The following is a 25,238-nucleotide window of genomic DNA, read 5'->3' on the forward strand; positions in this document are numbered from 1 at the left end:
GGGGGCCGGGATGTTCACCTATCCGGGTGGTGTCATACAGGGTGAGGCCCGTGGGTGCGCGGGTACGGCGGGTGAATTCCGGGACCGGGGTGGACGGGTCCGGGCGCACGGGGCGGGACTCGAAAGGGGACGCCCCGCACGTATCCTGAAGACCCTCCGGAGCCGTTGCCGAACACCCTCCGGAGCCGTGCCGAGCCCTCCGTCCACCACCACGAAAGCGGCCAGCCATGCGTGTCTACGTGCCCCTGACCCTCCCCGGTCTCGCCGAGGCGTACAAGACGGGTGAGCTGGGCACCGGGCCGCTCGTCGCCTACGCCGTGACGCCCGGGCTGCGCGAGTGGTACGCCTCCGACGACATCGAGGAACTGGAGTACGCCGCGCTCGGCCGGGCCGCGCTCGCCTCTCTGCGTCTGCTGGCGGCCGAGCCCGAGGCCCCGCGGCGCCGGATCGTGATCGCCGTCGACGTACCCGACCGGGCCGCGGGCGCGGACCACGACCCGGCGGAGCCGGGTGAGGTACGGCTCGCAGGTCCGGTGCCGTTGGCCAAGGCCGCGTCCGTGCACGTCGACGCCTCGGACGCGGAGGCCGACGTGACGGCCGCGGCCGAGGCGCTGCCGGCCTCGGACGGCGGGGACGACGACGCGCAGTCCGTCGTGGACGGGGCGGAGGACCACGAGCTGCTGTGGTTCGCCACGCAGGAGATCGCGAACCTGGTGGGCCGCGGAGACTGAATCCGCCGCCGGGCCGTCGCGGGGACTGAATCCTCCGCCGGGGTGCCACGGGAACTGAATCCTCCGTCGGGGTGCCACGGGGACTGAATCCTCCGTCGGGGTGCCACGGGGACTGAATCCTCCGTCGGGGTGCCACGGGAACTGAATCCTCCGCCGGGGTGCCACGGGGGCCGACTCCGGCGCCGGGCGGCGCGGGGACAACCCGTCGCGGGGGCGCGTTGAGGCGCCGTTCTCTTGATTGTCAGTGGCGGCGGGTACGTTTTCTGGCATGGGGATGAAGACGGGCGCGCACATCGTCTGGGACTGGAACGGGACGCTGTTCCACGACATCGACGCGATCATCGGAGCGACGAACGCGGCTTTCGCCGAGCTGGGCCTGGAGCCGCTGACGCTGCAGAAGTACCGGGAGCTGTACTGCGTCCCGGTGCCGAAGTTCTACGAGCGGCTCATGGGGCGGCTGCCGACCGAGACCGAGTGGGAGGCCATGGACGACGTCTTCCACCGGTACTACGCCGAGCACCGGACGTCGTGCGGGCTGACGGCGGGGGCCGCGGAGCTCCTGGCCGGCTGGCGCTCGGCGGGCCGCAGCCAGTCGATCCTGAGCATGTACGTGCACGAGGAGCTGGTCCCGCTGGTGCGCGGGTTCGGCATCGAGCCGCACTTCATACGGGTGGACGGGCGGACCGGACCGTCCGGGGGCAGCAAGGCCGAGCACATGGTGCGGCACCTGGCGTCGCTGAGCGGGGTGGCGCCGGAGCGGACGGTGGTGATCGGGGACGCCGCGGACGACGCGGTGGCCGCGCTGCACGTCGGGGCGCGGGCCGTGCTGTACACCGGCGGGTCGCACAGCAGGGTGAGTCTGGAAGCCGTCGGTGTGCCGGTCGTGGACACGCTGGAGGAAGCGGTCGCGGAGGCGGAGCGGCTCGCCGCCTGACCGTCCCCTGATCGCCACCTGGCCGAAACGCTGAGCGGCACTGTGCAGAACGTCAAACTTCCAGGGCTGGTTTTGTACACATACGGCTCATGACGGAGCCCCTGTAAGGAGCGATAGCCTTGGTGGCGTGATCAGCGCGATAGTTCGCGGGGACGAGGTCGTCCCTGCCCTGCGCCCGGAGAGCACGGACGACATCCGTGACCGGGCGGCAGTCGCTGGTCCTCGCGGGCGGGACGTGACATCGAGGACTCCCGGGACGCCGAGCACCACCAGGATTCAGGCGTCGCGGAGAGCAGCGTCACACCGGTGGCCCAGCTCAAGAATGGCTCAGACACCCCCGCTCATCTCGCCTCGCGGCATAGCGTCGGAACAGACCGGATACCCCGTGTCAGGACGTGAGGCCGTGAGCGCAGAGGCCGTACTTCCTTCTACGTCACGCAACGGCGCGCGACAGGAGCCAGAGGACAATGCAGACCAAGCTGGACGAAGCCAAGGCCGAGTTGCTCGAGAGGGCTGCCCGGGTAGCTGAGAACAGCCCGGTCGGGGGGCACCTACCGACCGGGTCGACGGGCGAGGAGACCCCGGACGCCCAGAAGGCACCGGACCGCGAGACCCTCCTCACGTTCCTCCAGCGCTACTACCTGCACACGGCCCCGGAGGACCTGACCGACCGCGACCCGGTCGACGTCTTCGGAGCCGCCGTATCGCACTACCGGCTGGCCGAGAACCGCCCCCAGGGCACCGCCAACGTCCGGGTGCACACCCCCACGGTGGAAGAGAACGGGTGGACCTGCAGCCACTCCGTGGTCGAGGTCGTCACCGACGACATGCCCTTCCTCGTCGACTCCGTCACCAACGAGCTGACCCGGCAGGGACGCGGGATCCACGTCGTCATCCACCCTCAGTTCGTCGTACGGCGCGATGTCACCGGCAAGCTCATCGAGGTGCTGTCGACCCCGGTGACCGGAGACCTTCCGCACGACGCGCACGTCGAGTCCTGGATCCACGTCGAGATCGACCGCGAGACCGACCGGGCCGATCTGAAGCAGATCACCGCCGACCTGCTGCGTGTGCTGTCCGACGCCCGCGAGGCCGTCGAGGACTGGGGCAAGATGCGGGACGCGGCGACCCGGCTGGCGGAGGGGCTGCCGGACGAGCCCATCCCCGACGACCTGCCCGGACCCCAGGTTGAGGAGGCCCGCGAGCTGCTGCGCTGGCTGGCCGACGACCACTTCACCTTCCTCGGCTACCGCGAGTACCAGCTGCGCGAGGACGACTCCCTGGCCGCCGTCCCCGGCACCGGGCTCGGCATACTGCGCGCGGACCCGCACCACGCCGCCGAGGAGAGCCACCCGGTCAGCCCGTCGTTCGAGCGGCTGCCCGCCGACGCCCGGGCCAAGGCGCGCGAGCACAAGCTGCTCGTGCTGACCAAGGCGAACAGCCGGGCGACCGTGCACCGCCCGTCGTACCTGGACTACATCGGCGTCAAGAAGTTCGACGCCGAGGGCAACGTCATCGGCGAGCGGCGGTTCCTCGGCCTGTTCTCCTCCGCCGCCTACACCGAGTCCGTGCGCCGCGTCCCGGTCATCCGGCGCAAGGTCGAGGAGGTCCTGCAGCAGGCCGGGTTCTCGCCCAACAGCCACGACGGGCGTGACCTGCTGCAGATCCTGGAGACGTACCCGCGCGACGAGCTGTTCCAGACCCCGGCCGACGAGCTGCGCGCCATCGTCACCTCCGTGCTGTACCTCCAGGAGCGCCGCCGTCTGCGGCTCTACCTGCGTCAGGACGAGTACGGTCGCTACTACAGCGCCCTCGTCTACCTCCCGCGCGACCGCTACACCACGGCCGTCCGCCTGCGGATCATCGAGATCCTCAAGGAGGAGCTCGGCGGCATCAGCGTCGACTTCACCGCCTGGAACACCGAGTCGATCCTGTCCCGGCTGCACTTCGTGGTCCGGGTCCCGCAGGGCACCGAGTTGTCGGAGCTGTCCGACTCCGACAAGGAGCGCATCGAGGCCCGGCTGGTGGAGGCCGCCCGCTCCTGGGAGGACGCCTTCGCCGAGGCCCTCAACGCCGAGCTCGGCGAGGAGCATGCGGCCGAGGCGATGCGCCGGTACGCGCACGCCTTCCCCGAGGGCTACAAGGCCGACCACAACCCGCGTGCCGCGGTCGCCGACCTCGTCCACCTCGAGCAGCTGAACGCCGAGGCGGACAAGGACTTCGCGCTCAGCCTGTACGAGCCGGTGGGCGCCGCCCCCGAGGAGCGCCGCTTCAAGATCTACCGCACGGGCGACGCCATCTCCCTGTCGGCCGTGCTGCCGGTCCTCAACCGGCTCGGCGTCGAGGTCGTCGACGAGCGGCCGTACGAGCTGCGCTGCTCGGACCGCAGTGTGGCCTGGATCTACGACTTCGGTCTGCGCATGCCCCGCGCCAACGGCGGCGCGGACTACTTCGGCGACGACGCCCGCGAGCGCTTCCAGGACGCCTTCGCCGCCACCTGGACCGGCAAGGCCGAGAACGACGGCTTCAACGCGCTGGTGCTGAGCGCCGGGCTGACCTGGCGCCAGGCGATGGTGCTGCGGGCGTACGCGAAGTACCTGCGCCAGGCGGCGTCGACGTTCAGCCAGGACTACATGGAGGACACCCTCCGCAACAACGTCCACACCACGCGCCTGCTGGTCTCGCTGTTCGAGGCGCGGATGTCGCCGGACCGGCAGCGCGCGGGCCACGAGATCGTGGACGCGCTGCTGGAGGAGGTCGACGCGGCCCTCGACCAGGTGGCCTCGCTCGACGAGGACCGGATCCTCCGGTCCTTCCTGACGGTCATCAAGGCGACGCTGCGGACCAACTTCTTCCAGGAGGCCGCGGCCGGCAAGCCGCACGACTACGTCTCCATGAAGTTCGACCCGCAGGCCATCCCCGACCTGCCGGCGCCCCGCCCGGCGTTCGAGATCTGGGTGTACTCGCCGCGCGTCGAGGGCGTGCACCTGCGTTTCGGCAAGGTCGCGCGCGGTGGTCTGCGCTGGTCCGACCGGCGTGAGGACTTCCGCACGGAGATCCTCGGCCTGGTCAAGGCGCAGATGGTGAAGAACACCGTCATCGTGCCGGTCGGCGCCAAGGGCGGCTTCGTCGCCAAGCAGCTGCCGGACCCGTCCGTGGACCGGGACGCGTGGATGGCCGAGGGCATCGCCAGCTACAAGACGTTCATCTCCGCGCTGCTGGACATCACCGACAACATGGTCGCGGGCGAGGTCGTGCCCCCGGCGGACGTCGTCCGGCACGACGAGGACGACACCTACCTGGTCGTCGCCGCCGACAAGGGCACCGCGACCTTCTCCGACATCGCCAACGGGGTCGCCGAGAAGTACAACTTCTGGCTCGGTGACGCCTTCGCCTCCGGCGGCTCCGCCGGCTACGACCACAAGGGCATGGGCATCACCGCCCGAGGCGCCTGGGAGTCCGTCAAGCGGCACTTCCGCGACATGGGCGTGGACACCCAGACCGAGGACTTCACGGTCGTCGGCATCGGCGACATGTCCGGTGACGTGTTCGGCAACGGCATGCTGCTCTCCGAGCACATCCGCCTGGTCGCGGCCTTCGACCACCGGCACATCTTCATCGACCCGAACCCGGACGCCGCCACCTCCTACGCCGAGCGCCGCCGCCTGTTCGAGCTGCCCCGCTCCAGCTGGGAGGACTACAACACCGAGCTGCTGTCGGCCGGCGGCGGCATCTTCCCGCGCACGGCCAAGGCGATCCCCGTCAACGCGCACATCCGTGAGGCCCTCGGTATCGAGGCCAAGGTCACCAAGCTGACCCCGGCCGACCTGATGAAGGCGATCCTCCACGCGCCGGTGGACCTGCTGTGGAACGGCGGCATCGGCACGTACGTCAAGTCCTCCGCCGAGTCCAACGCGGACGTCGGCGACAAGGCCAACGACCCCATCCGGGTCGACGGCAAGGACCTGCGCGTCGCGGTCGTCGGCGAGGGCGGCAACCTCGGGCTGACCCAGCTCGGCCGGATCGAGTTCGCACTGCAGGGCGGCCGGATCAACACCGACGCCATCGACAACAGCGCGGGCGTGGACACCTCCGACCACGAGGTGAACATCAAGATCCTGCTCAACGGCCTGGTCAGGGACGGCGACATGACCGTCAAGCAGCGCAACAAGCTGCTCGCCGAGATGACCGACGAGGTCGGCCGCCTGGTGCTGCGCAACAACTACGCGCAGAACACGGCGATCGCCAACGCCCTCGCCCAGTCCAGCGCCATGCTCCACGCCCAGCAGCGCTTCATGAAGCACCTGGTCAGGGAGGGACACCTCGACCGGGCGCTGGAGTTCCTGCCCACTGACCGGCAGATCCGCGAGCGGCTCGCCCAGGGCCAGGGCCTGACCGGTCCGGAGACGGCCGTCCTGCTGGCGTACACGAAGATCACGGTCGCCGAGGAGCTGCTGCACACGTCGCTGCCGGACGACCCGTACCTGAGCACCCTGCTGCACGCCTACTTCCCGAAGGAGCTGCGCGAGCAGTACCCCGAGCACCTCGTCTGCCACCCGCTGCGCCGTGAGATCACCACGACCGTGCTGGTCAACGACACGGTGAACACCGGCGGTACGACGTATCTGCACCGGCTGCGCGAGGAGACGGGCGCGTCGCTGGAGGAGATCGTGCGGGCGCAGACCGCGGCCCGGGCGATCTTCCGCCAGTCCCCGGTGTGGGACGGCGTCGAGGCGCTCGACAACAAGGTCGAGGCCGAGGTCCAGACCCGCATCCGGCTGCATGCGCGCCGCCTGGTGGAGCGCGGCACGCGCTGGCTGCTCAACAACCGGCCGCAGCCGCTGGAGCTCGCCGGGACGGTCGACTTCTTCGCCGACCGGGTCGAACAGGTCTGGGGGCAGCTGCCGAAGCTGCTGCGCGGCGCCGACCTGGAGTGGTACCAGAAGATCTACGACGAGCTGACCGGCGCGGACGTCCCGGAGGACCTCGCCACCCGGGTGGCGGGCTTCTCCTCGGCCTTCCCGACGCTCGACATCGTCTCGATCGCCGACCGCATGGGCCGGGAGCCGGTGGACGTCGCCGAGGTCTACTACGACCTCGCCGACCGGCTGCGCATCACCCAGCTCATGGACCGCATCATCGAGCTGCCCCGCGCCGACCGCTGGCAGTCCATGGCCCGCGCGGCGATCCGCGAGGACCTGTACGCGGCGCACGCGGCGCTGACCGCCGACGTCCTGGCGGTCGGCAACGGCACCTCGACGCCCGAGCAGCGCTACAAGGCGTGGGAGCAGAAGAACGCGGCGATCCTCGGCCGCGCCCGCACCACCCTGGAGGAGATCCAGGGGTCCGACGCGTTCGACCTCGCCAACCTGTCGGTGGCGATGCGCACGATGAGGACGCTGCTGCGCACGCATTCGTAGCGCGTACGGCGTGACAGGCGCCCCGGGCCGGTTCCGGCCGGGGGCGCCTCACCGTTCCCGCGGCGCCTCACTGTTTCAGTGCGCTTGCCACCAGCCTCGCCGCCCGTTTCACCTTCGGTCGGGCCACTCTGTGTACCGTCGGGCGGATCAGGCGGGCCGTCACTCCCGTCGGCTCCCAGCGGACCTGGAGGCGGCCCGGGCCGTGGCCTTCCGGTTCCACCGTCAGGTGGTGGGACGGGATGCGGGTCGTCAGGGTCGGGAAGGTCAGGGGGGCCAGCAGCAGGCCCGTGTGGGACAGGCCCTGGTGGTGGAGACGGAGCAGCGGGTGGCGGATTCCCGCGAATCCGTGGAGGGGGAGTTCGGCCGCTGCGAGGTCCAGGTGGGCGTGGCCCTCGAAGAGGCCGGGGCGGACGGGGGAGAGCCGGAAGTGGACGTGGAGGCGGCGGCCTCCCGGCGAGATGAGCAGCGTCGCGCGCTGAGGGCCGACGGGGAGGCGCAGCGCCGGGTCGTAGGTGCGGATCGTGAGGTCGATCGAGGCGCCCGGCCCGCGGGTGATCTCCTGGATCTCGTGCCGGAACTGCGCACCCGGGAAGGGGCGCGTCTCCAACTCCAGGTCGGAGACGTCCAGTTCGCGGCGGGACCACTCCGACTCGGGGACCCGGTCACCCCAGTAGGTGCGGCCCGTCGCGTCGGAGGTCACGCGCCGCGGGCCCACCGTGTGGCCCAGACCCCGGGCGGCCAGGCGGGCCTCCGCCAGCCGGCGGTCCCGGATCAGCTGGATGACGACGCGTTCGATGCGCGGGAGGCGGGCGAACGCGCCCGGCGTGAGTGTGTCGAGGTAGGGGGTGACGAGGTCCGCGAAGGACGTCAGCCAGGCGTCGTCCCGGTAGGGCAGGTCACCGGCGTACATCCGGAAGTCGTGCTTGAGGAACTTGTGGTCCTTGTCCTCGCGCAGCGACTCGTGCCCGCTCTCGGCGAGGAACGCGTCGATGAGGTGCTGGACGTGGATCCGGTCCCGGACGTTGGCGAGCTTGTGCCGCTGGTTCGATATGGAGGCCGCCTCGGAGGTCGCGAAGGGCGCCACGTACCAGCGGTAGACCGGTTCCGGGACGATCGTGAAGCTCTTGGCCAGGCAGTACGCCTGTGCCGAGAACAGCTGGTCCTCGTAGTGGATGCCCTCGGGGAAGCGCAGCTGGTGCCGGTCGAGGAAGGCGCGGGCGTACATCTTGCTGGTGGCCAGGTGCTCGAAGAACAGCCGCGGGTCGGCCTCGATGCCGTCGAGGGTGCGGTGCTCGGCGACCAGGTGCGGCATCCACGTCGAACGGCGGCCGTTGTCCACCCGGATCCGCTGCACCGCGCCCATCGCGAAGTCGATCTCGCGTGCGCGGTGCGCGGCGAGCAGCAGTTCCACGGCACGGGCGGGGAGTTCGTCGTCGCTGTCGAGGAACATCAGGAACGGCGCCCGCGCGATTTGAAGGGCGTGGTTGCGCGGGGCGCTGCAGCCGCCGCTGTTGCGCTCCAGGCGGAGGTGCCGGACCCGGGGGTCCCGGGCCGCCAGCCGCTGGGCCACGGCCGGTGTCTCGTCCGTGGAGTGGTCGTCGCTGATGATGATCTCGAGGTTGGCGTGCGTCTGTCGGCGGACCGACTCGACGGCGCGGGTGAGGCGTTCGGCGTCGTTGTAGACGATGACCGTCACGGTGACGTCGGGGGTGCTCATGCGGTCACCTCCTGCGGGGTCGGGGCCGGGGTGCGCTCCTCGATCGGCAGCACGGGCGGCAGGTCACGTTCCTCCTGGCCGAGGAAGACCCGGCGGACGACGCGTTCGGCGGCGCGTCCGTCGTCGTACTCGCAGAACCGGCGCCGGAAGACGGCGCGGGTCTTGGCCGCGCTCTCGTCGCGCCAGGCCTCGGTGGTGAGGATCTCCGTCAGTTCCTGCTGGGTGCGGGCGACCGGACCCGGGGCCTCCGCCATGAGGTCGAAGTAGACGCCGCGGGTGGTGCGGTACGTCTCCCAGTCGTCGGCGTGGATCACGATCGGCCGGTCGAGGTTGGCGTAGTCGAACATGATCGAGGAGTAGTCCGTGACCAGGGCGTCCGCCGCCAGGCACAGTTCCTCGACCGGGTCGTAGGAGGAGACGTCGATGATCCGGCCCGTGCGGCGCAGGTTGGTCAGCGGGGAGGCGGCGCCACCGTAGAAGTAGTGGCCGCGCACCAGCAGGACCGTGTCGTCGCCCAGGCGGTCGGCGAGGGCGGCCAGGTCCAGGCGCGGGGTCCAGCCGGCCTCGTAGTCGCGGTGGGTGGGCGCGTACAGGACGGCACGGCGCCCCGGGGCGATGCCGAGGCGGTCGCGGACCGCGCGGATGACGTCGGCGCCGGCCGTGTAGAAGACGTCGTTGCGCGGATAGCCGTGGTCCAGGGAGACGTAACGCGACGGGTAGGCGCGCTCCCACATACGGGTGGTGTGGCTGTTGGCGGAGACGCTGTAGTCCCACTTGTCGATGCGTTCCAGCAACGCCCGGAAGTCCAGGCCCTGCGCGGCGGCCGGGAACGCCATCTGGTCGAGGCCCATGCGCTTCAGGGGCGTGCCGTGGTGGGTCTGGACGTGGATCGCGTCGGGGCGTTTGACCACGGCGTTGGGGAAGTTGACGTTGTTGACCAGGTACTTGGCGGTCGCCAGCACCTCCCAGTAGCGGCGGCTGCCGGGCACCACGTGGTCGGTGCCGGGCGGCAGGAGGGCCGCGTTCTCCTCGGTGACCACCCACACCGCGTGGATCTGGGGGGCGAGTTCGGCGAGCTTGGCGGCGATGGCGGCGGGGTTGCAGGCGACGCCGCGGTTCCAGTACGCCGCGAACACCGCCAGGTGCGGGTTGACGGGACGGCCGAGCGCTCTGCGGTACTGGTGGTCGCGGAGCTTGGCCCCGGCCTGGCGCTTCCGGGCCCGTACGACCGACCGGGCGCCGCGGCGGGTGCGGTTGACGGCCTGGAAGGCCCGGTACTTCGCGTAGGCGCCCTCCTCCAGCAGGGAGCGGCGGACGCCTTCGAGTCCCGCCGGGCGGCGGTGGTCCTCGGGGCGGCGGCGCACGGCGGCCAGGGACGCCCGGCGGAAGAACTCCCGCGCGACCTCCTGAGGCATGCCGCCGCGCGCGAAGGTGCGCAGGCAGTCGCGGACCATGAGGTCGTAGAGCACGGTGTGCGCGGCGCGCCGGTCACGGGTGAGGTCGAGGAGCGACTCGTAGCGCTCGACGAGGGCGTACCGCTGCTCGGGTGTCACCGGGGGCAGGCTCGCGGGGCGCAGCCGCCGGTCCTCGTAGGCGACGTGCGGCAGGCAGGCGACGCGGCCGGCGAGCAGCAGGACGGCCAGGGCGGCGTACGGCTCGTCGTCGGTGCTGATCCGTGACTCGTGCGCCCGCCAGAAGTCGGCGCGCAGGACCCGGGTGCCGAGCAGCGGGGTGAGCCGCAGCAGGGGCGCGCAGTCGTCGAGCAGGACGTCGGCGCGGCCCGCCCGGGCCAGGAGCGGGCCGTCCGGGGAGGGCATGCCGGAGGTGTGCCAGGTGCTGCGGACGTGGTCGAGCACGAGGACGTCGACCTCGTCGGGGAGCTCGGCCACCCGCTCGGCGACCGTGCGCGGGGTGCCGGCGGGCAGGCCGTCCTTGGCGTGGACGAAGTGCAGCCAGCGGCCGGAGGCCCGGGCCGCGCCCGCCGCCCTGGCCGCCGCGTCGGCGGTGCCGTCCGGCAGCGGCACGACCTGGACGTCCGGGGTGTGCCGCTCGGCCGTCTCCCGCGCCCAGTCGCCCACCGCGGCCACGATCACCTCGGCGTCCGCGAGGGGGTGGGCGACGAGGGAGTCGAGGAGTTCCGTCAGATGGTCCTGGACGTTCGGCCCGTGGACGATCACACTCAGCTCGGCCATCCCTGGGACCCCCTCTCGCAGCTGCACCGTATGCGGTCATGCTGCCATCAATGGGACGAAAGGGCCGATCGGGTGGGCCTCACGAGGGAACGGCGGCCTTCGGCTTGGGCTTGGGCTTCGGGGCCTTCTCCCCGGTGAACGCCTCGTACTCCTTGAGGACGTCATCCGTCGGCCCGTCCATGCGCAGCTCCCCGCGCTCCAGCCACAGCACCCGGTCGCAGGTGTCGCGGATCGACTTGTTGTTGTGGCTGACCAGGAACACCGTGCCCGCGTGCTTGCGCAGCTCGCGGATGCGCTCCTCGGACCGCTTCTGAAAGGAGCGGTCGCCGGTGGCCAGCGCCTCGTCGATCAGCAGCACGTCGTGGTCCTTGGCGGCGGCGATGGAGAACCGCAGCCGGGCGGCCATGCCGGAGGAGTACGTGCGCATCGGCAGCGTGATGAAGTCGCCCTTGTCGTTGATGCCCGAGAAGTCGACGATCTCCTGGTAGCGGTCCTTGACCTGCTCGCGGGACATGCCCATGGCCAGGCCGCCGAGGTGCACGTTGCGCTCGCCGGTGAGGTCGTTCATCAGGGCGGCGTTGACGCCGAGCAGGGAGGGCTGGCCGTCGGTGTAGATGCGGCCGTTCTCCACGGGGAGGAGTCCGGCGACGGCCTTCAGCAGGGTCGACTTGCCGGAGCCGTTGGTGCCGATCAGGCCGATCGCCTCGCCCCGGTAGGCGACGAAGGACACGTTCTTCACCGCGTGCACCCGGCGCACGCCCGACGCCTTCTCGGTCTGCTTGCGGCGCACGATGCGGTTGAGGGCGGCGGTCGCGGAGCCGCGTCCGGCGCCGGTGCCGTTGACGCGGTAGACGATGTCGACACCGTCGGCGACGACGGTGGGGATCTTCTCGTTCGGGTGCTCAGCCACGGCCGTAGGTCTCCTCAGCCTTCCAGAAGTAGATGAAGCCGCCGACACCGGCGAGCAGCGCCCAGCCGGCCGCGATCGCCCAGACGTGCGCGGGCAGCTGGCTCGCGTGGAAGCTGTCGATCAGGGCGAAGCGCATCAGGTCGATGTAGATCGCGGCCGGGTTGGCCGCCAGCGCCACCTTGGCCAGATGCGGCAGGTGGTTGTTCCGGGCCAGCTGGTCGAGGCTCCACATGACGCCCGAGACGTACATCCAGGTGCGCAGGACGAACGGCATCAGCTGGGCGATGTCCGGGGTCTTGGCGCCCCACCTGGCCATGATCATCGACACGCCGGCGTTGAAGGTGAACTGCAACACCAGGGCCGGGAGCGCCAGCAGCCAGGAGGCGGAGACCGGCACGCCGAAGCAGAGCAGGATGACGACCAGCGCGCCCATCGAGAACAGCAGCTGCTGGAGCTGCTGGAGGCAGAAGGAGATCGGCAGCGCGGCGCGCGGGAAGTGCAGGGCCCGCACCAGGCCGAGGTTGCCGGAGATCGCGCGGGTGCCCGCCATGATCGAGCTCTGCGTGAACGTCCAGATGAACACGCCCGTCACCAGGAACGGGACGTAGTCCGGGACGCCGTGCTTGGTGCCCAGCAGCACGCCGAAGATGAAGTAGTAGACCGCCGCGTTCAGCAGTGGCGTCATCACCTGCCAGACCTGGCCGAGCTTGGCCTGGCTGTACTGGGCGGTGAGCTTGGCGGTGGCGAACGCGGTGATGAAGTGGCGGCGGGCCCACAGCTGGCGGACGTACTCGGGCAGGGAGGGCCGCGCGCCGCTGACCGAGAGGCCGTGGCGGGCGGCGAGGGCCGCGAGGTCGTGGTCGGCCGGGGTCGGGGGCTGGGGCGGTGCGTGGAGGACCGTACTCACATCCGCTGCTTTCGCTCGGGGGTGGGCGTGTGGCCTGGGGCCCATGAGGTCCGGAGGAGAGGGCTCTTACCGGGCTCTTCACGAACTCTTACGTCGGGACGGGACCGTATCGTCGCAACGGGAGCGTACGACGGGCGTACGTCGGAACGCAACCGTTTCGTCGTGACGCCCTATGCTGTCGGCATGACGACGAAGCCCGACGAGCCCCAGCAGCCGCCGCGCCGCCGGGCCCCCGCGGGGGCCGCCGTACTGCGGGAAGACGTGACCGAAGCGATCCGGGCGGCCGTCTTCGAGGAGCTCGCGGCCGTCGGCTACGCGCGGATGTCCATCGAGGGGATCGCGCGCCGGGCGGGCGTCGGGAAGACGGCGGTGTACCGCCGGTGGCGCTCGAAGCTGCACCTGGTGCTCGACATCGTCTCGGCACTCGCCGTGCAGGGCCTGCCCGCGCCGGACACCGGCTCCCTGGAGGGCGACCTGCGGCTTCTCTACGAGGTGACGTCCCGCGCCCTGCGCCACCCGGTCGCCTCGCAGATCATCCCCGACCTCCAGGCGGAGGCCGCCCGCAACCCGGAGATCGCCGAGGCCATGCAGAAGGCCCTGCGGGAGGGCCAGGACGGGGTCGCCACCGGCATCGTCACGGCGGCGGTACGCCGGGGCGAGCTCCGCGAGGGCATCGACCACGACCTGGCCCTCGACCTGATCTCGGGCCCGCTGTACTGGCGCTCGGTGGTGATCCGCAACCCGAAACTGCCCAAGGGCTACCTGGGCGCACTGGCCCGGGCCACGTCGGAGGGGCTGAAGGCGTTGTAGGGAAGGCGAGGCGGTGGCCCAGGGGTGCGCCCCGCGTGAGTGCGCCCCGGCTTGTGCGGCGGGGCTCGTCCGAGCCTGTGGCGAGCTTGTCCGGGGCTCGTACGGACCCTCTTGAGGGCTGTCCGGGGCTCGCGCGCGGCTCGGGCCGGTCAGGTCCGGACCGCCTCCGGGTGCAGGCGTACCCAGCCCTCCCATGCGGACGTGATCATGTCCTGTACGTCCAGGCGGGCCTTCCAGCCCAGCTCCGCGGCCGCGCGGTCGGCGGAGGCGACGACGCGGGCCGGGTCGCCGGGGCGGCGGGGGACGACCGCCGGAGGCCGGTCGTGGCCGGTGACCGCGTTGATGCGGTCGATCATCTCCCGGACGGAGACGCCCTCACCGCGGCCGATGTTGAGCGTCAGGTCGCGGCCGGGGGAGGAGCGCAGCACCCGGGCCGCCGCGACGTGCGCCTCGGCCAGGTCCACCACGTGGATGTAGTCGCGCACGCAGGTGCCGTCCGGGGTCGGGTAGTCGTCACCGAACACGCGCGGCGGCGCGTCCTCCGTGAGCTTCTCGAACACCATCGGCACGAGGTTGAAGACGCCGGTGTCCGCGAGCTCCGGGTCCGCCGCGCCCGCCACGTTGAAGTAGCGCAGGGACGCCGTCGCCAGCCCCGTCGCCCGGCCGGTCGCCCGCACCAGCCACTCACCGGCCAGCTTGGTCTCGCCGTACGGCGACAAAGGCGCGCACGGCGTCTCCTCGCTGACCAGGTCCACGTCCGGCATGCCGTACACCGCCGCCGAGGAGGAGAAGACGAACGCCGGCACCTGTGTCGCCGTCACGGCGTCCAGCAGGACCCGCAGGCCCTCGACGTTCTCCCGGTAGTAGTGCAGCGGCCGCTCGACGGACTCGCCCACCTGCTTCTTCGCCGCGAGGTGGACGACGCCGGTGACCGCGTGGTCCGCGAGGGTGCGGGCCAGCCGCTCGGCGTCCAGGGTCGAGCCCACCACCAGCGGCACCCCGTCGGGCACGCGCTCGGCGACGCCGGTCGAGAGGTCGTCGTAGACCACCGCGCGCTCGCCCGCCGCGGTCATCGCCCGTACGACGTGCGCACCGATGTAGCCGGCGCCGCCGGTGATCAACCAGGTCATGTGCGGCCGTCCCCTCGTCAGTTGGCCCGTGGTGGTGGTCTGCGCGCTGAACCGTCGCGGTCGTCGTCACTGTCGTCGTGCCTTCAGTGAAGCAGGCGGCGCAGTCGTGCGCGTACCACCGACAGCACACCGCGCACGCCAGGGGCGACCCGCAGCGCCAGCGCGCCGGAGTGGGTGGTGTACGGCTGGACGAGAACCACGCCCTGCCGGGCGCTCGGGACGGCGCTGCGGCGCAGCAGTCCGGCGCCCCGAAGGGCGTGCGCCGTGACGTCGCGGCTCGCGCCGTCCTGGAAGCGGAGGCGCAGGCTCAGGTCCCAGGTGCCCGTGCCGGACGCGGCCAGGGCGGGGAGGTCGACGGCCGTCTCCGCCGACCAGGTGCAGGCGTCCCCGGGAGTGTCGGAGCCCGTGGCGCACGGCACGAGCGCCGCGGTCGCACCGCGCACCGCCACGTCCCGGTCGTCCCGGTGCCGCCACTCCACGTCCACCGCCTCCGGCCCCGCCTGCGCCACCCGCCCGTACAGCTCGTGCAGGCGCAGCCGCAGCCGGGTGCCCCGCACGCCCGGACGCAGCTCCGCGTCGACGGCGAGGGGCAGTGCGCGCACGGGCCTGGTCCGCAGGGACTCCAGGGAGACCTGCGGCAGGCCGTCCGACCAGACGGGCGTGCCGTCGGCGGTGCGGGCGTACGGCGGGCACAGCCGGGCCGGGCGGGCCGCGAGCTCCCGCAGCCGGGGCAGGTCGCACGGCTCCGGGGAGGCCAGGACGACCTGCCCGACCAGCCGGCCGGGGGCAGAGGGGTTGCGGGCCCAGTCGTCGGCGTCGTACTCCGCGAGGTGCGCCCGCGTGAGCTCCCACCACGTGCGTTGGTAGGCGGCGTTGCGCAGCCCCAGTTCGCGCACGTACATCCGCAGGTCGTGGTCGAGGAACTTGGCGCGCACGGCCCGCGCGAGTTCCTTCTGCCCGGCGCCCAGCAGCACCTCGTACGCCTGTCGGCACGCCTCCGTGCGGGCCCGCCAGTTCTCGACGCCGGCCCGGTCCAGGGAGATCGACAGCCGCCCGGCGGACCGGCGCACGTGCCAGAGGTAGACCCGGTCCGGGACCAGGGCGATGCGCGGGCCCGCCGCCAGCACGCGCGCGGTGAACACGACGTCCTCGTACGGGAAGCGGCCCTCGGGGAAGCGGATGCCGTGCGCGCGCAGGAAGTCGGTGCGGTAGAGCTTGTTGACGCAGAGGGTGTCGTGGACCAGGCGCGGTCGCTGCGCGGGGTGCGGGACCACGGCGTGCAGCGCGTAGAGGCGCTCCTGCCAGGCCACTTCGCGCCCCGAGGGCAGCTCCCGGCGTACGCACAGACCGCCCGCGACCTCGGCGTTCGCGCCCTCGGCCGCTCGCAGCAGCGCCTCGGCCGCGCCGGGCGGCAGGATGTCGTCGCTGTCCAGGAACATCACGTACGGCGAGGTCACGGCATTGAGCCCGGTATTGCGCGGGGTGCCGCAGCCGCCGCTGTTGACCCGGCGGCGGATCACCTTCAGGCGGGGCTCCGAGGCGGCGAGCCGTTCGAGCAGGGCGGCGCTGCCGTCCTTCGAGCAGTCGTCGACGGCCACCACCTCGCGCACGGCCGGACCCTGCGCGAGTGCCGAGCGCACGGCGTCCGTCACATGCGCGGCGTCGTCGTAGCCGATCACCACGACGGCCACCCTGGAACCCGGCTCCCGGACGGCCCTCTCAGTCTCGCTTCCGGTCCCGCTCTCGGTCTCGCTCTCGGCATTCATCACAGCGGATCGTAAGCCGGGCGAATGACATGAAAGTGATAACACACCACCAAAACCGGGCGAAGTATCTGGTCCAGCACAGAATCGAGGCCGTGAAGAGCGGACAGTCGAGGGGGAGCGGCGGCCGGTTCGCCCCGGGGGTGGTGCCCGTGGCGGTTCCCATGGCGGTGATGCTCGCCGTCGGGCTGTGGGGTCTGGACCGCGGCGGGATGTGGGGGGACGAGAGCGTCACCTTCCAGGTCGCGCAGCGCACGGTGCCGCAGATCTGGCGGCTGCTGCACGACGTGGACGCGGTGCACGGCCTGTACTACCTGTTCATGCACGCCGTCCTCGCCGTCCGTCCGGACGAGGTCGTGCTGCGCCTGCCGTCGGTGTGCGCGGCGACGGCGACGGCCGGCCTGGTCGGGGCCCTGGGCGTCCGGCTGGCCGGGCCCCGGGCCGGCCTGTGTGCCGGCGTCCTCTACGCGATCACCCCGATGACCGGCCACTACGCCCAGGAGGGACGGTCGTACGCGCTGGTCGCAGCGGGTGTGGCGGGGGCGACGCTGCTGCTCCTGAGGGCCGTCGACGGGGCGGGCGCCCGGGTCTGGTGGGTGTACGGGACGGTCGTCGCCCTGACCTGTGCACTGCACGAGCTGGCGGTGCCGGTGCTGGGCGCGCACGCGCTGACGCTGGCGCTGCTGCGGGTGCCGAGGAGGGTGTGGTCCGGCTGGGTGCGGGCGGCGGGCGCGGTGGTGCTGCTTCTGCTGCCGCTGGTGTGGGTGTCGCAGGGGCAGGCCGGGCAGGTGGCGTGGCTGGTGGCGCCGGGGTGGGACCGGGTCGAGCGGCTCGCCCGGAACCTCACCCCCGGGCCGGCGGGGCCGGTGTTCTGGGGATCGCTGCTGCTGATGGCCGTGGGGCTGCGGGAGCGGCGCACGGCCGCGGTCGCCCTGCCGCTGCTGCTCGTGCCACCGGGGATCCTGATGACGGTGTCGCAGGTCCGGCCGCTCTACCACGACCGGTACGTGCTCTACGCGCTGGCGGGCGCGTCCCTGCTGGTCGCGGCGGGGGTGGCACGGGTCGCCGGAGCACTGGGGCGGGTGCGGTTCGACGGACGGCGCATGCGGGTCCGGGCCCGGCACGTGCACGCCCTGGTGGGCCTCACCGGTGTCCTCGCCCTCACCGCCACCTTCCTGGCCCAGCTGCCCGTGCTCCGCCAGGACCGGTCGGCCGCCCACCGCCCGGACAACCTCGCCGTGGTCTCCGCGCTCGCCCTCCGTCAGATGCACCCCGGTGACCCGGTGCTGTTCGTGCCGTCGGTGGGCAGGCTCGCCGCGCTGGCCTACCCGAAGGGGTTCCAGCGGGCGCGGGACATCGCGCTGCGGGGTTCCGTGCCCCGCTCCGGGACGCTGTGGGGCCGCGAGGCGACCCCAGATGAGCTGCGGCGGCGACTCGCCTCGGTGGACCGCGTCTGGGTCGTCGCCGAGGCGCACGCGCTGGACCCGCGGCGGCCTCCGTCCGACCCGGTGGAGCAGACCAAGCTCGCCGTCCTGGCCGAAGAGTTCACCGTCCGCGAGGAACACGTCCGGCGGGAACGCGTCCGGGACGACGTAGTGCTGCGCCTCTACATCCGGCGCAGGCCCGGGGACGCGCCGGACGGCTGCTCGGCGGCGGACGGGCCGTCCTGCCCTTCCGCGAGTGCCGCGGCCGCGTCCAGAGCCGTGGTGAGCTCGTCTAGGCGGGCGCGCAGCATGCGGATCTCCTCGGCGCCGAAGCCGGTCGAGGACGCGATGCGGCGCGGCACCTGAAGCGCCCGCGCGCGCAGCGCGACACCCTCCTCGGTCAGCCGCACCTCCACCGACCGCTCGTCGCGGGCGCTGCGCTCCCGCCGCACCAGACCGGCCGCCTCCAGCCGCTTGAGCAGCGGCGACAGTGTGCCGGAGTCGAGACGCAGGTGCTCGCCGAGCTTCTTCACGGGCAGCTCGTCGTGCTCCCACAGCACCAGCATCACCAGGTACTGCGGGTAGGTGAGGCCGAGGTCCTTGAGGATCCCGCGGTAGACGCCGTTGAAGGCGCGGGAGGCCGCGTGCAGGGAGAAGCAGATCTGCTGGTCCAGGCGGAGCCAGTCGTCGTCCGGCGTGTTCATGTGCCCAGGATAGCTCGCGCCCGCCATTCAATTGCACACAACTTAATTGTGTGCTCTAATTCTGGGGGTCGGGCGGCCCGTAGCGGGCCGCCGAAACGTGACGTGAGAGGGAAGGTTTTCCATGGACGCGCTCTACACCGCTGTCGCCACCGCCACCCACGGCCGCGAGGGCCGCGCCGTCAGCTCCGACGGCGTGCTGGACCTCGCCCTGGGCACGCCGCAGGCACTGGGCGGCAACGGCCAGGGCACCAACCCCGAGCAGCTCTTCGCCGCCGGTTACGCCGCGTGCTTCGGCAGCGCCCTCGGCCTGGTCGGCCGCGGTGCCAAGGTCGACGTCAGCGACGCCGCCGTGACCGCCGAGGTCTCCATAGGCAAGCAGGGCGAGGGCTTCGGCCTCGCCGTCACCCTCCGCGTGGAGCTCCCCGACAGCGTGGACGAGGCGACCGGCCGCAAGCTGGTCGAGCAGGCCCACCAGGTCTGCCCGTACTCCAACGCCACCCGCGGCAACATCGAGGTCGACCTCGTCATCGAGTAACCACCCGCGCGCCACCCCCGACCCGCGCCAGCACCTCCCCCGTCCGTTCGCTCCACGCCACCACCACGGCCTCCTCGGGCACCGGGTGCCAGCGCGTCAGCAGCAGCCAGCGCACGTGGTAGCGGCGGACCACGGCGGACCGCTCGGCGCGGGTCGAACCGGGGGCCAGATAGGCCCGGACGTCGGCCGCACGGCGCTCCCGCTCCCGCTCGTCCAGGGCGGGATCGGGCCAGATGGGCGCGGCGAGGTTCGGCCCGTAGCCGGCGATCGCGTGACTGGCGAAGTACCCGTCGGTGATCACCACGTCGCCGGGCCCGATGTGCCGGGCCGCCCAGTCGTACGACGGCCAGCGCGTCGGCTGTGCGAACCCCACCGGGTCCACCGAGCGCGGCACCACCGCCCCGGCGTGCACGGTGACGAACCCGACGCACACCCCGGCCGCCGCGGCCCCGCCCAGCACCCGCCGGGCCCGTCGCCAGGGCCGGGGCGCCGCCAGTTCCACCGCCAGGGCGAACTGCAGCGGCACCAGCACGGCCCACAGGGCCCGGGCGTACGTGTAGTGCCCGCTCGCCCAGCCGTACGCCACCAGCAGGCACTCCAGCAGGAACATCCACACCAGCGGATCACGCGCCGACCTGCGGGCCCGCACCCACAGCGCGGGCAGCCCGAGCAGCGCGAGCCAGGAGTTGGCGGGCATCCCCGCGTAGAGCCGGCGGTGCATCGCGTCCATGCCGGTGTCGCCCACCAGCGTCAGCACGTCGTAGTACGGCCAGGTCAGGGCCACGGCCGCGCAGACCGCCCCCGCGAGCGCCCAGCGCGCCACGACCGGGCGGCGCCACCCGCGCTGCCGGGACGCCACGACCCCGACCGCCCCGGTGAGCGCCGAAGCCGCCGTGACGGGGTGGGTGAGCAGGATCAGCCCGTACAGCAGGCCGATGCCGGCGTACCCCCACCAGCCGCCGAGCCCGCTCGGGCCGACGAACCGCACGACGGGGGCGTCGTCCCCCGCGCGCCGGCCCGTCCAGGCCCACGCCCAGAACGTCAGGCCGATGGCGAGCGCGGACGGGTAGCCCAGGTTCGTCGTCATCGACATCAGCCCGAGGTAGCCGCTCCACAGGATCCGCGCGCTGCCCCACAGCAGCGTCATGAACAGCAGCGCCCACACCGGCGCCCAGGGACGCGGGGTGAGGGTCCTGACGAAGCGGCCGAGCCCCGTCAGCAGCACCACCAGGTGCACCGGTCCGGCGAGCTTCACGACCTCCCACCCGGACAGCCCCGTCAACCGCGCCAGCAGGCCCTGCGCCACGGCGTACGGGCCGTAGTACGGGCTGCCCTCACCCGGCAGGTCCGCCATGGTGTGGGCCGGGTGCAGCAGGTCGGCCTTGAGGCGCTCGACGACCGCCGCGTGCTGCCCGGCGTCGCAGCACAGCGGCACCCGCCAGTACGCCAGCGTCATCACCAGCCAGAACAGGGCGCCGTAGAACTGGTACGGGGTGAGCCGTCCGGCACGGCCGCCGCGCAGCGCCGTCGCGCCGCGCACGGCCCGCCGGACGAGGGCCGGGGCGCTCACCGGAGGGCGGAAGGGGTCTGGGGCATGCGCCGAATGTTCCCGCCCCTACGCCTGCCCTGACCCCGCATCACTTCATCGGGTGAGGCCGCTACCCCCACCTGCCGACCGTCACGCGCACAGCGCCCACCGGGCACGCCGTGGGCCGGTGCGGCTGAAGTGGGACTGCCGGCCCGCTGACCCATCTGCCGACCGTCACGCGCACAGCGCCCACCGGGCACGCCGTGGGCCGGTGCGGCAAGTCGGACTGACGGCCCGCTACCCCCACCTGCCGACCGTCACGCGCACAGCGCCCACCGGGCAGGCCGTGGGCCGGTGCGGCTGTAGTGGGACTGACGGTCCGCTACCCCCATCTGCCGACCGTCACGCGCACAGCGCCCACCGGGCACGCCGTCGGCCGGTGCGGCTGAGGTGGGACCGATGGCCGCTGACCCCACCCGCCGACCGTCACTCGCACAGGGCCCGCTGCGCCGCCACCGGCCAGCGTGCGAAGCGGAACTGGGTCCGCTCGACCGACCCGGTGAGGTTGCGCCAGAACCGCTCGGCGGTGAGCGGGGCGCGCACCGACTCGCGCAGCTCGGCCAGTTCGCCGCAGCCCAGCGCCGCCCGGGCCGCCTCGACCGCCTCCCGCGGTGCCCCGGCCCGCAGCAGGTCCCGCTGCGGCGGGTGCTCCGCCGCCCACTCGGCGAAGATCCAGTAGTTGCGCAGGAACTTCTCGTGCCCGGGCCAGCTCCACCGCTCCAGCGCCAGATGCGCCCCGATCGGACTGGCCAGCCCCCACGCGTCGTTGACGTAGGCGTCCAGCGGCGCCGCCGCTCCCGTCACTCCGAGATGACGGCCCACGATCACCACCCGGTACGGGGCGTCCGCCCGCATCGGCGTGGCGTGCAGCCGCCGCCCGGCGTCGAAGTAGAGCAGCGTCGGCCCGTCCGCACGCTCCGCCCGGGCCAGCATGGCGCGCCCCTCGGGCAGGGCGGGCCAGTTGGCGACCCACGTGCCGGTGCGCACCGGGTTGTGGTCGCCGAGACCCTCCACGTCGGAACTGCGCACGTTGAACGACCCGGGCGTGCTGCGCACGTCGAACGGCGCCCGCAGCGGGCTGACCGCCGCGCACAGCCACACCACCAGCAGCGCCCCCGCCACGCCGGTGACCTTGGTCGCGGGCACGACCAGCACCGGCAGGAGCAGCAGGAGCAGCGCCGGCAGGATCATGCGGGCGTGCATGTAGTCACCGCCGACGCGCGCCACGTACCCGGCCAGCAGCAGGCCCGCCGCGAGCGGCGCCAGCAGCACCGCGAGCGAGGCCCGCCCCTCGACGCGGCCGCGCTGCTCCCGGCGGGCGCGCCGCACCAGCAGGACGGCCAGCGCCCCGAGCACCGGCACGACCGGCCACAGCCAGTACGGCCCGAGCGTCTCCTGCACGTACCCCGCGCCCCTGCCCCAGTCGCTGGCGCTCGCCTCCTTGGCGATGGCCGGCAGCGGCACCAGGATCCCGTAGTACCCCGCCCGGAACACCTCGTACGCCAGCGGCACCGCGCCCGCCGAGGCCAGCGCCGCCGCCGTGCCCCGCCGGGAGGGACGCAGCACCCACCACTGCGCCGCCAGGAAGCACACCGTGACCACCGCCAGATCGGGCCGCACCAGCGCGCCCAGCCCGAACACGAAGGCCGCCGCGTACGTCTCACGGCCCTCCTGGCCACGCCGGGTCCGCACCAGCAGCCACCACGACAGGCCGGTCCAGAACGCGCCGAGGCCGCTCTCCAGACCCGACGTCATGTACGACCAGAACGGCGGCACGGCCAGCAGCACGAACACCCCGGCCGGCAGCAGCAGCCCGGAGCTCCGGTGCAGCCGGCACGTGGCGAGCAGGGCGAACGCGAACCCGGCGGTGCTCAGCAGCAGCCCCAGCCCGACCGCGAGGAACGCCGGGTCCTCGCCGGTGACCCAGGTGGCGAGCGCGAGCAGCCACTGCCACAGGGTGCCCGTCGAACTCTCCGCCCGCTCCCCGACGTTGAACACCGGCCCGTGGCCCGCCAGGATCTGCCGGACCGGCCGCAGGTAGATGAGCCCGTCGTCGCAGATCCAGCGGCGCCGGTAGCCCAGCACGAACAGGGCCACGGTGGGCACGCCGACCAGGGCCGCGTGCCACCACCGCACCGGCCGCAGCCGCTCGGCGACGGCGCGGGGCCGGGCCGAGGCGGCCCGCTGACCGGGCAGGGAGGGAACGGCCTCGGGGGTCGCGGGAGTTCTCATCTGTCGATCAGCGCCTCGGGCCGGATGCGGACACCCTCGGTCCGGCGGGCCGCGGGGAGCAGCGCCCCGCCCCGCTCGCCGAGCATCACCAGCCGGACGACCCGCTCGGCGGCCCGCCCGTCCTCGAACTCGCAGTACCGCTCACGGAAACCGGAGCGCAGCCGCGCCGCCTCCGCGTCCCGCCAGGTGCCGGACGTGAACAGCCAGGTCAGCTCCCGGTAGGAGCGCGACACATGGCCCGGCGCGTCGGCCGTGATGTCGAAGTAGGCGCCCCGGCTGGCCGCGAACGCGCCCCAGTCGTCGGCGTGCACCACGATCGGCCGGTCCAGCAGGGCGTAGTCGAACATCAGGGCGGAGTAGTCGGTGACCAGCACGTCGGAGGCGAGCATCACGTCCTCGACGTGCGGCTCGTCCGTCGCGTCCAGCAGCACGCCCCGCCGGTGCAGGTCGGACAGGCCCAGGCCGCGCGCGATGCCCCCTGCCAGCGACGGGTGCAGCCGGACCACCAGCGTGTGCCCGGGGCCCAGGTCCTCGGCGAAGCGGGCGAGGTCGAACCGGTCGACATGGCCGCCCCGCCGGTAGTCGCGGCGGGTCGGCGCGTACAGCACGACGGTGTCACCGGCCGGGACGCCGAGCCGCTCGCGCACCGCGCGGCCCCGCTCCTCACCGGCGCCGACCAGCACGTCGTTGCGCGGGCTGCCGGTGCGCAGCGACGTGAAGCGGCACGGGTACGCCCGCTCCCACGCCCGCTCCGCGTGCAGCCCCGCGACCAGGCTGTAGTCCCAGCGGTCGGCGCGGCGCAGCATCTGCGGCACGTCGAAGCCGTGCCGGGCGCCCGGCTTGGTCAGCAGGTCGGCACCCATGTACTTGAGCGGGGTGCCCTGGTGGGTGTGGATGTGCACGCTGCCGGGCCGCTTGGCCAGGGTGCCGGGCCAGTTGACGTTGTTCACCCAGTACGTGGCCCGGGCCATGACCTCGTGATAGCGCCGCGAGCCCGGCGTCACATGGTCGATGCCGGGCGGCAGCGTGTCCACCGCGTCCTCCCGGACCACCCACACGCCCCGGATGTGCGGGGCGATCTCGCGCGCCTTCGCGTGGATCGCGGCCGGATCACCGCTCACGCCCCGGTGGTGGGTCGCCGAGTAGACGGCCAGGTGCGGATCGAGGGGGCGCTTCGACTGCGTCGCGTACCAGGCGCGCCGGGCCGTCTCCGACGCCTTTGCCGCCACCTTCCGCTGCCCGCCCAGGGTGGCGGCGCGCAGCTCCCGCAGCCCGCGCGCCGCCGCGTACGAGGCGTAGGGCGCCGAGGCCAGCAGCCGCATCTCCACCCCGCGCCAGCCGTCCGGCAGCGGAAAGCCGCCCTCGGGGAGGTGACGGCGGTGGAAGGAGCGGATCTCGCGGTAGAAGTCGCCCCGGTCGGCGGGCCGCACCCGGTCCTCGCGGGCCAGCACGAACAGCATGTGGTCCAGGGCGCGTTCCAGTAGCAGCGGCCGCGCCCAGTCGAGGTCGGGGCGCTGCTCCAGGAACGCGAACAGGCCCTCGTACTGCCCGAAGATGTCGAAGTGCCGGCGCCCGGGCGTTTTCGTGATCGCGCCCTGGCGGCGCTGCCGGTACTCCACACCGATCCGGTCCAGGCAGGCGATGCGCTCGGCCAGCACCATCGACCGGTAGGTGACCGGCGCGTCCTCGTACAGCCCCGCCGCGTACTGAAGCCCGTGCTCCTGGAGGAAGGAGCGCCGGTAGGCCTTGTTCCAGGCGACCAGGAACAGGTTCAGGTACTGCGGGCTCCGCCGGATGTCGAAGGTCTCCAGGCCCGCCGCGGCCAGCAGGTCAGCCGCCTCGCTGCGCCCGCCCCGGCCCCACCAGTGGGTGCGCACGTGGTCGAAGACCAGGATGTCCGGGTCGCCGGTCGCCGCCAGCCGGGCGGCGACGGCGGCCAGCAGGCCCGGCGTGTAGTGGTCGTCGCTGTCCAGGAACAGCACGTAGTCGCCGGCCGCCTGCGCGAGACCGGCGTTGCGGGCCCGGCCGAGGCCCACGTTCTCGGGCAGGTGCAGCACCCGCACCCGGTCGTCGCGGGCCGCGTACTCGTCGAGGATGGCGCCGCTGCCGTCGGGCGAGCGGTCGTCCACGGCGATCACCTCGAAGTCGCCGTGGGACTGGCCGAGCACCGAGTCGAGACACTCGCGCAGGAAGCCCTGCACCTTGTAGACGGGGACGATGATGCTGAAGCGGGGCACGTCT

15 protein-coding genes are annotated in these 25,238 nt (G+C 72.7%); 5 read left to right on the forward strand and 10 right to left on the reverse strand.

The genetic code is table 11. From position 1 onward, the window contains the following. The first annotated feature begins 227 nt into the window (after nt 1-227). The 3 genes from ACFZDI_RS16460 to ACFZDI_RS16470 all read left to right on the forward strand — a co-directional run bounded on the left by ACFZDI_RS16460 (nt 228) and on the right by ACFZDI_RS16470 (nt 7,085). Nucleotides 228-731 carry a DUF6912 family protein gene (locus ACFZDI_RS16460; protein ID WP_234848148.1) on the forward strand — a complete coding sequence of 168 codons (504 nt, stop codon included), beginning with the start codon at nt 228-230 and terminating at the stop codon, nt 729-731. Nucleotides 732-999: 268 nt separating this feature from the next. Further along, on the forward strand, nt 1,000-1,665 hold the full coding sequence (locus ACFZDI_RS16465; RefSeq protein ID WP_361111009.1) for an HAD family hydrolase: 666 nt from the start codon (nt 1,000-1,002) through the stop codon (nt 1,663-1,665). A gap of 467 nt (nt 1,666-2,132) precedes the next feature. Next, nucleotides 2,133-7,085, forward strand: a complete 4,953-nt coding sequence (locus ACFZDI_RS16470) for an NAD-glutamate dehydrogenase domain-containing protein (RefSeq protein ID WP_391251197.1) — start codon at nt 2,133-2,135, stop codon at nt 7,083-7,085. 67 nt (nt 7,086-7,152) lie between these two features. On the opposite strand, the gene ACFZDI_RS16475 is transcribed toward ACFZDI_RS16470, so the two are convergent. From ACFZDI_RS16475 to ACFZDI_RS16490, 4 genes are all read right to left on the reverse strand, one after another. Further along, entirely contained in the window at nt 7,153-8,802 is a 1,650-nt protein-coding gene (locus tag ACFZDI_RS16475) for a glycosyltransferase (protein WP_391251199.1), read from the reverse strand. Continuing rightward, a complete protein-coding gene (locus ACFZDI_RS16480; RefSeq protein ID WP_391251201.1) occupies nt 8,799-10,994 on the reverse strand; it encodes a CDP-glycerol glycerophosphotransferase family protein in 2,196 nt (731 codons plus the stop codon). The genes ACFZDI_RS16475 and ACFZDI_RS16480 overlap by 4 nt, the downstream gene beginning before the upstream one ends. Before the next feature lie 79 nt (nt 10,995-11,073). Further along, nucleotides 11,074-11,904, reverse strand: a complete 831-nt coding sequence (locus ACFZDI_RS16485) for an ABC transporter ATP-binding protein (RefSeq protein ID WP_234848143.1) — start codon at nt 11,902-11,904, stop codon at nt 11,074-11,076. Further along, entirely contained in the window at nt 11,897-12,811 is a 915-nt protein-coding gene (locus tag ACFZDI_RS16490) for an ABC transporter permease (RefSeq protein WP_391251203.1), read from the reverse strand. The genes ACFZDI_RS16485 and ACFZDI_RS16490 overlap by 8 nt, the downstream gene beginning before the upstream one ends. Before the next feature lie 183 nt (nt 12,812-12,994). Here ACFZDI_RS16490 and ACFZDI_RS16495 point away from each other — a divergent pair, with 183 nt between their 5' ends. Further along, nucleotides 12,995-13,621 carry a TetR/AcrR family transcriptional regulator gene (locus ACFZDI_RS16495; RefSeq protein ID WP_361110997.1) on the forward strand — a complete coding sequence of 209 codons (627 nt, stop codon included), beginning with the start codon at nt 12,995-12,997 and terminating at the stop codon, nt 13,619-13,621. A gap of 149 nt (nt 13,622-13,770) precedes the next feature. Here ACFZDI_RS16495 and galE read toward each other — a convergent pair whose 3' ends face one another. The 3 genes from galE to ACFZDI_RS16510 form a co-directional block, all read right to left on the reverse strand. Then, nucleotides 13,771-14,751 carry a UDP-glucose 4-epimerase GalE gene (galE, locus tag ACFZDI_RS16500; protein ID WP_391251205.1) on the reverse strand — a complete coding sequence of 327 codons (981 nt, stop codon included), beginning with the start codon at nt 14,749-14,751 and terminating at the stop codon, nt 13,771-13,773. Between the two features lie 83 nt (nt 14,752-14,834). Next, the gene (locus ACFZDI_RS16505) at nt 14,835-16,517 is read right to left on the reverse strand and encodes a glycosyltransferase (RefSeq protein ID WP_391251207.1); all 1,683 of its coding nucleotides are present in this window, start codon (nt 16,515-16,517) and stop codon (nt 14,835-14,837) included. A 1,603-nt stretch (nt 16,518-18,120) separates the two neighbouring features. Next, complete coding sequence (locus ACFZDI_RS16510) at nt 18,121-18,669, reverse strand: MarR family winged helix-turn-helix transcriptional regulator (protein ID WP_372486645.1); 549 nt, start codon at nt 18,667-18,669, stop codon at nt 18,121-18,123. Between the two features lie 94 nt (nt 18,670-18,763). Here ACFZDI_RS16510 and ACFZDI_RS16515 point away from each other — a divergent pair, with 94 nt between their 5' ends. Continuing rightward, entirely contained in the window at nt 18,764-19,177 is a 414-nt protein-coding gene (locus tag ACFZDI_RS16515) for an organic hydroperoxide resistance protein (RefSeq protein ID WP_234848137.1), read from the forward strand. Here the strand turns inward: ACFZDI_RS16515 and ACFZDI_RS16520 are convergent. The 3 genes from ACFZDI_RS16520 to ACFZDI_RS16530 form a co-directional block, all read right to left on the reverse strand. Then, entirely contained in the window at nt 19,167-20,747 is a 1,581-nt protein-coding gene (locus ACFZDI_RS16520) for a hypothetical protein (RefSeq protein WP_391251210.1), read from the reverse strand. The genes ACFZDI_RS16515 and ACFZDI_RS16520 overlap by 11 nt on opposite strands. Before the next feature lie 444 nt (nt 20,748-21,191). Then, entirely contained in the window at nt 21,192-22,997 is a 1,806-nt protein-coding gene (locus tag ACFZDI_RS16525; RefSeq protein WP_391251212.1) for a hypothetical protein, read from the reverse strand. Then, the gene (locus ACFZDI_RS16530; protein WP_391251214.1) at nt 22,994-25,234 is read right to left on the reverse strand and encodes a CDP-glycerol glycerophosphotransferase family protein; all 2,241 of its coding nucleotides are present in this window, start codon (nt 25,232-25,234) and stop codon (nt 22,994-22,996) included. The genes ACFZDI_RS16525 and ACFZDI_RS16530 overlap by 4 nt, the downstream gene beginning before the upstream one ends. Nucleotides 25,235-25,238 lie beyond the last annotated feature (4 nt).

The sequence above is a fragment of the Streptomyces sp. NPDC007907 genome, from assembly GCF_042959365.1.
Taxonomy (GTDB): Bacteria; Actinomycetota; Actinomycetes; order Streptomycetales; family Streptomycetaceae; genus Streptomyces; species Streptomyces indiaensis.

Coding starts and splice junctions, on each gene's coding strand:
- ACFZDI_RS16460 (WP_234848148.1), top strand. CDS start 228: ATGCGTGTCTACGTGCCCCTGACCCTCCCCGGTCTCGCCGAGGCGTAC.
- ACFZDI_RS16465 (WP_361111009.1), top strand. CDS start 1,000: ATGGGGATGAAGACGGGCGCGCACATCGTCTGGGACTGGAACGGGACG.
- ACFZDI_RS16470 (WP_391251197.1), top strand. CDS start 2,133: ATGCAGACCAAGCTGGACGAAGCCAAGGCCGAGTTGCTCGAGAGGGCT.
- ACFZDI_RS16475 (WP_391251199.1), bottom strand. CDS start 8,802: ATGAGCACCCCCGACGTCACCGTGACGGTCATCGTCTACAACGACGCC.
- ACFZDI_RS16480 (WP_391251201.1), bottom strand. CDS start 10,994: ATGGCCGAGCTGAGTGTGATCGTCCACGGGCCGAACGTCCAGGACCAT.
- ACFZDI_RS16495 (WP_361110997.1), top strand. CDS start 12,995: ATGACGACGAAGCCCGACGAGCCCCAGCAGCCGCCGCGCCGCCGGGCC.
- galE (WP_391251205.1), bottom strand. CDS start 14,751: ATGACCTGGTTGATCACCGGCGGCGCCGGCTACATCGGTGCGCACGTC.
- ACFZDI_RS16505 (WP_391251207.1), bottom strand. CDS start 16,517: ATGAATGCCGAGAGCGAGACCGAGAGCGGGACCGGAAGCGAGACTGAG.
- ACFZDI_RS16510 (WP_372486645.1), bottom strand. CDS start 18,669: ATGGCGGGCGCGAGCTATCCTGGGCACATGAACACGCCGGACGACGAC.
- ACFZDI_RS16515 (WP_234848137.1), top strand. CDS start 18,764: ATGGACGCGCTCTACACCGCTGTCGCCACCGCCACCCACGGCCGCGAG.
- ACFZDI_RS16525 (WP_391251212.1), bottom strand. CDS start 22,997: ATGAGAACTCCCGCGACCCCCGAGGCCGTTCCCTCCCTGCCCGGTCAG.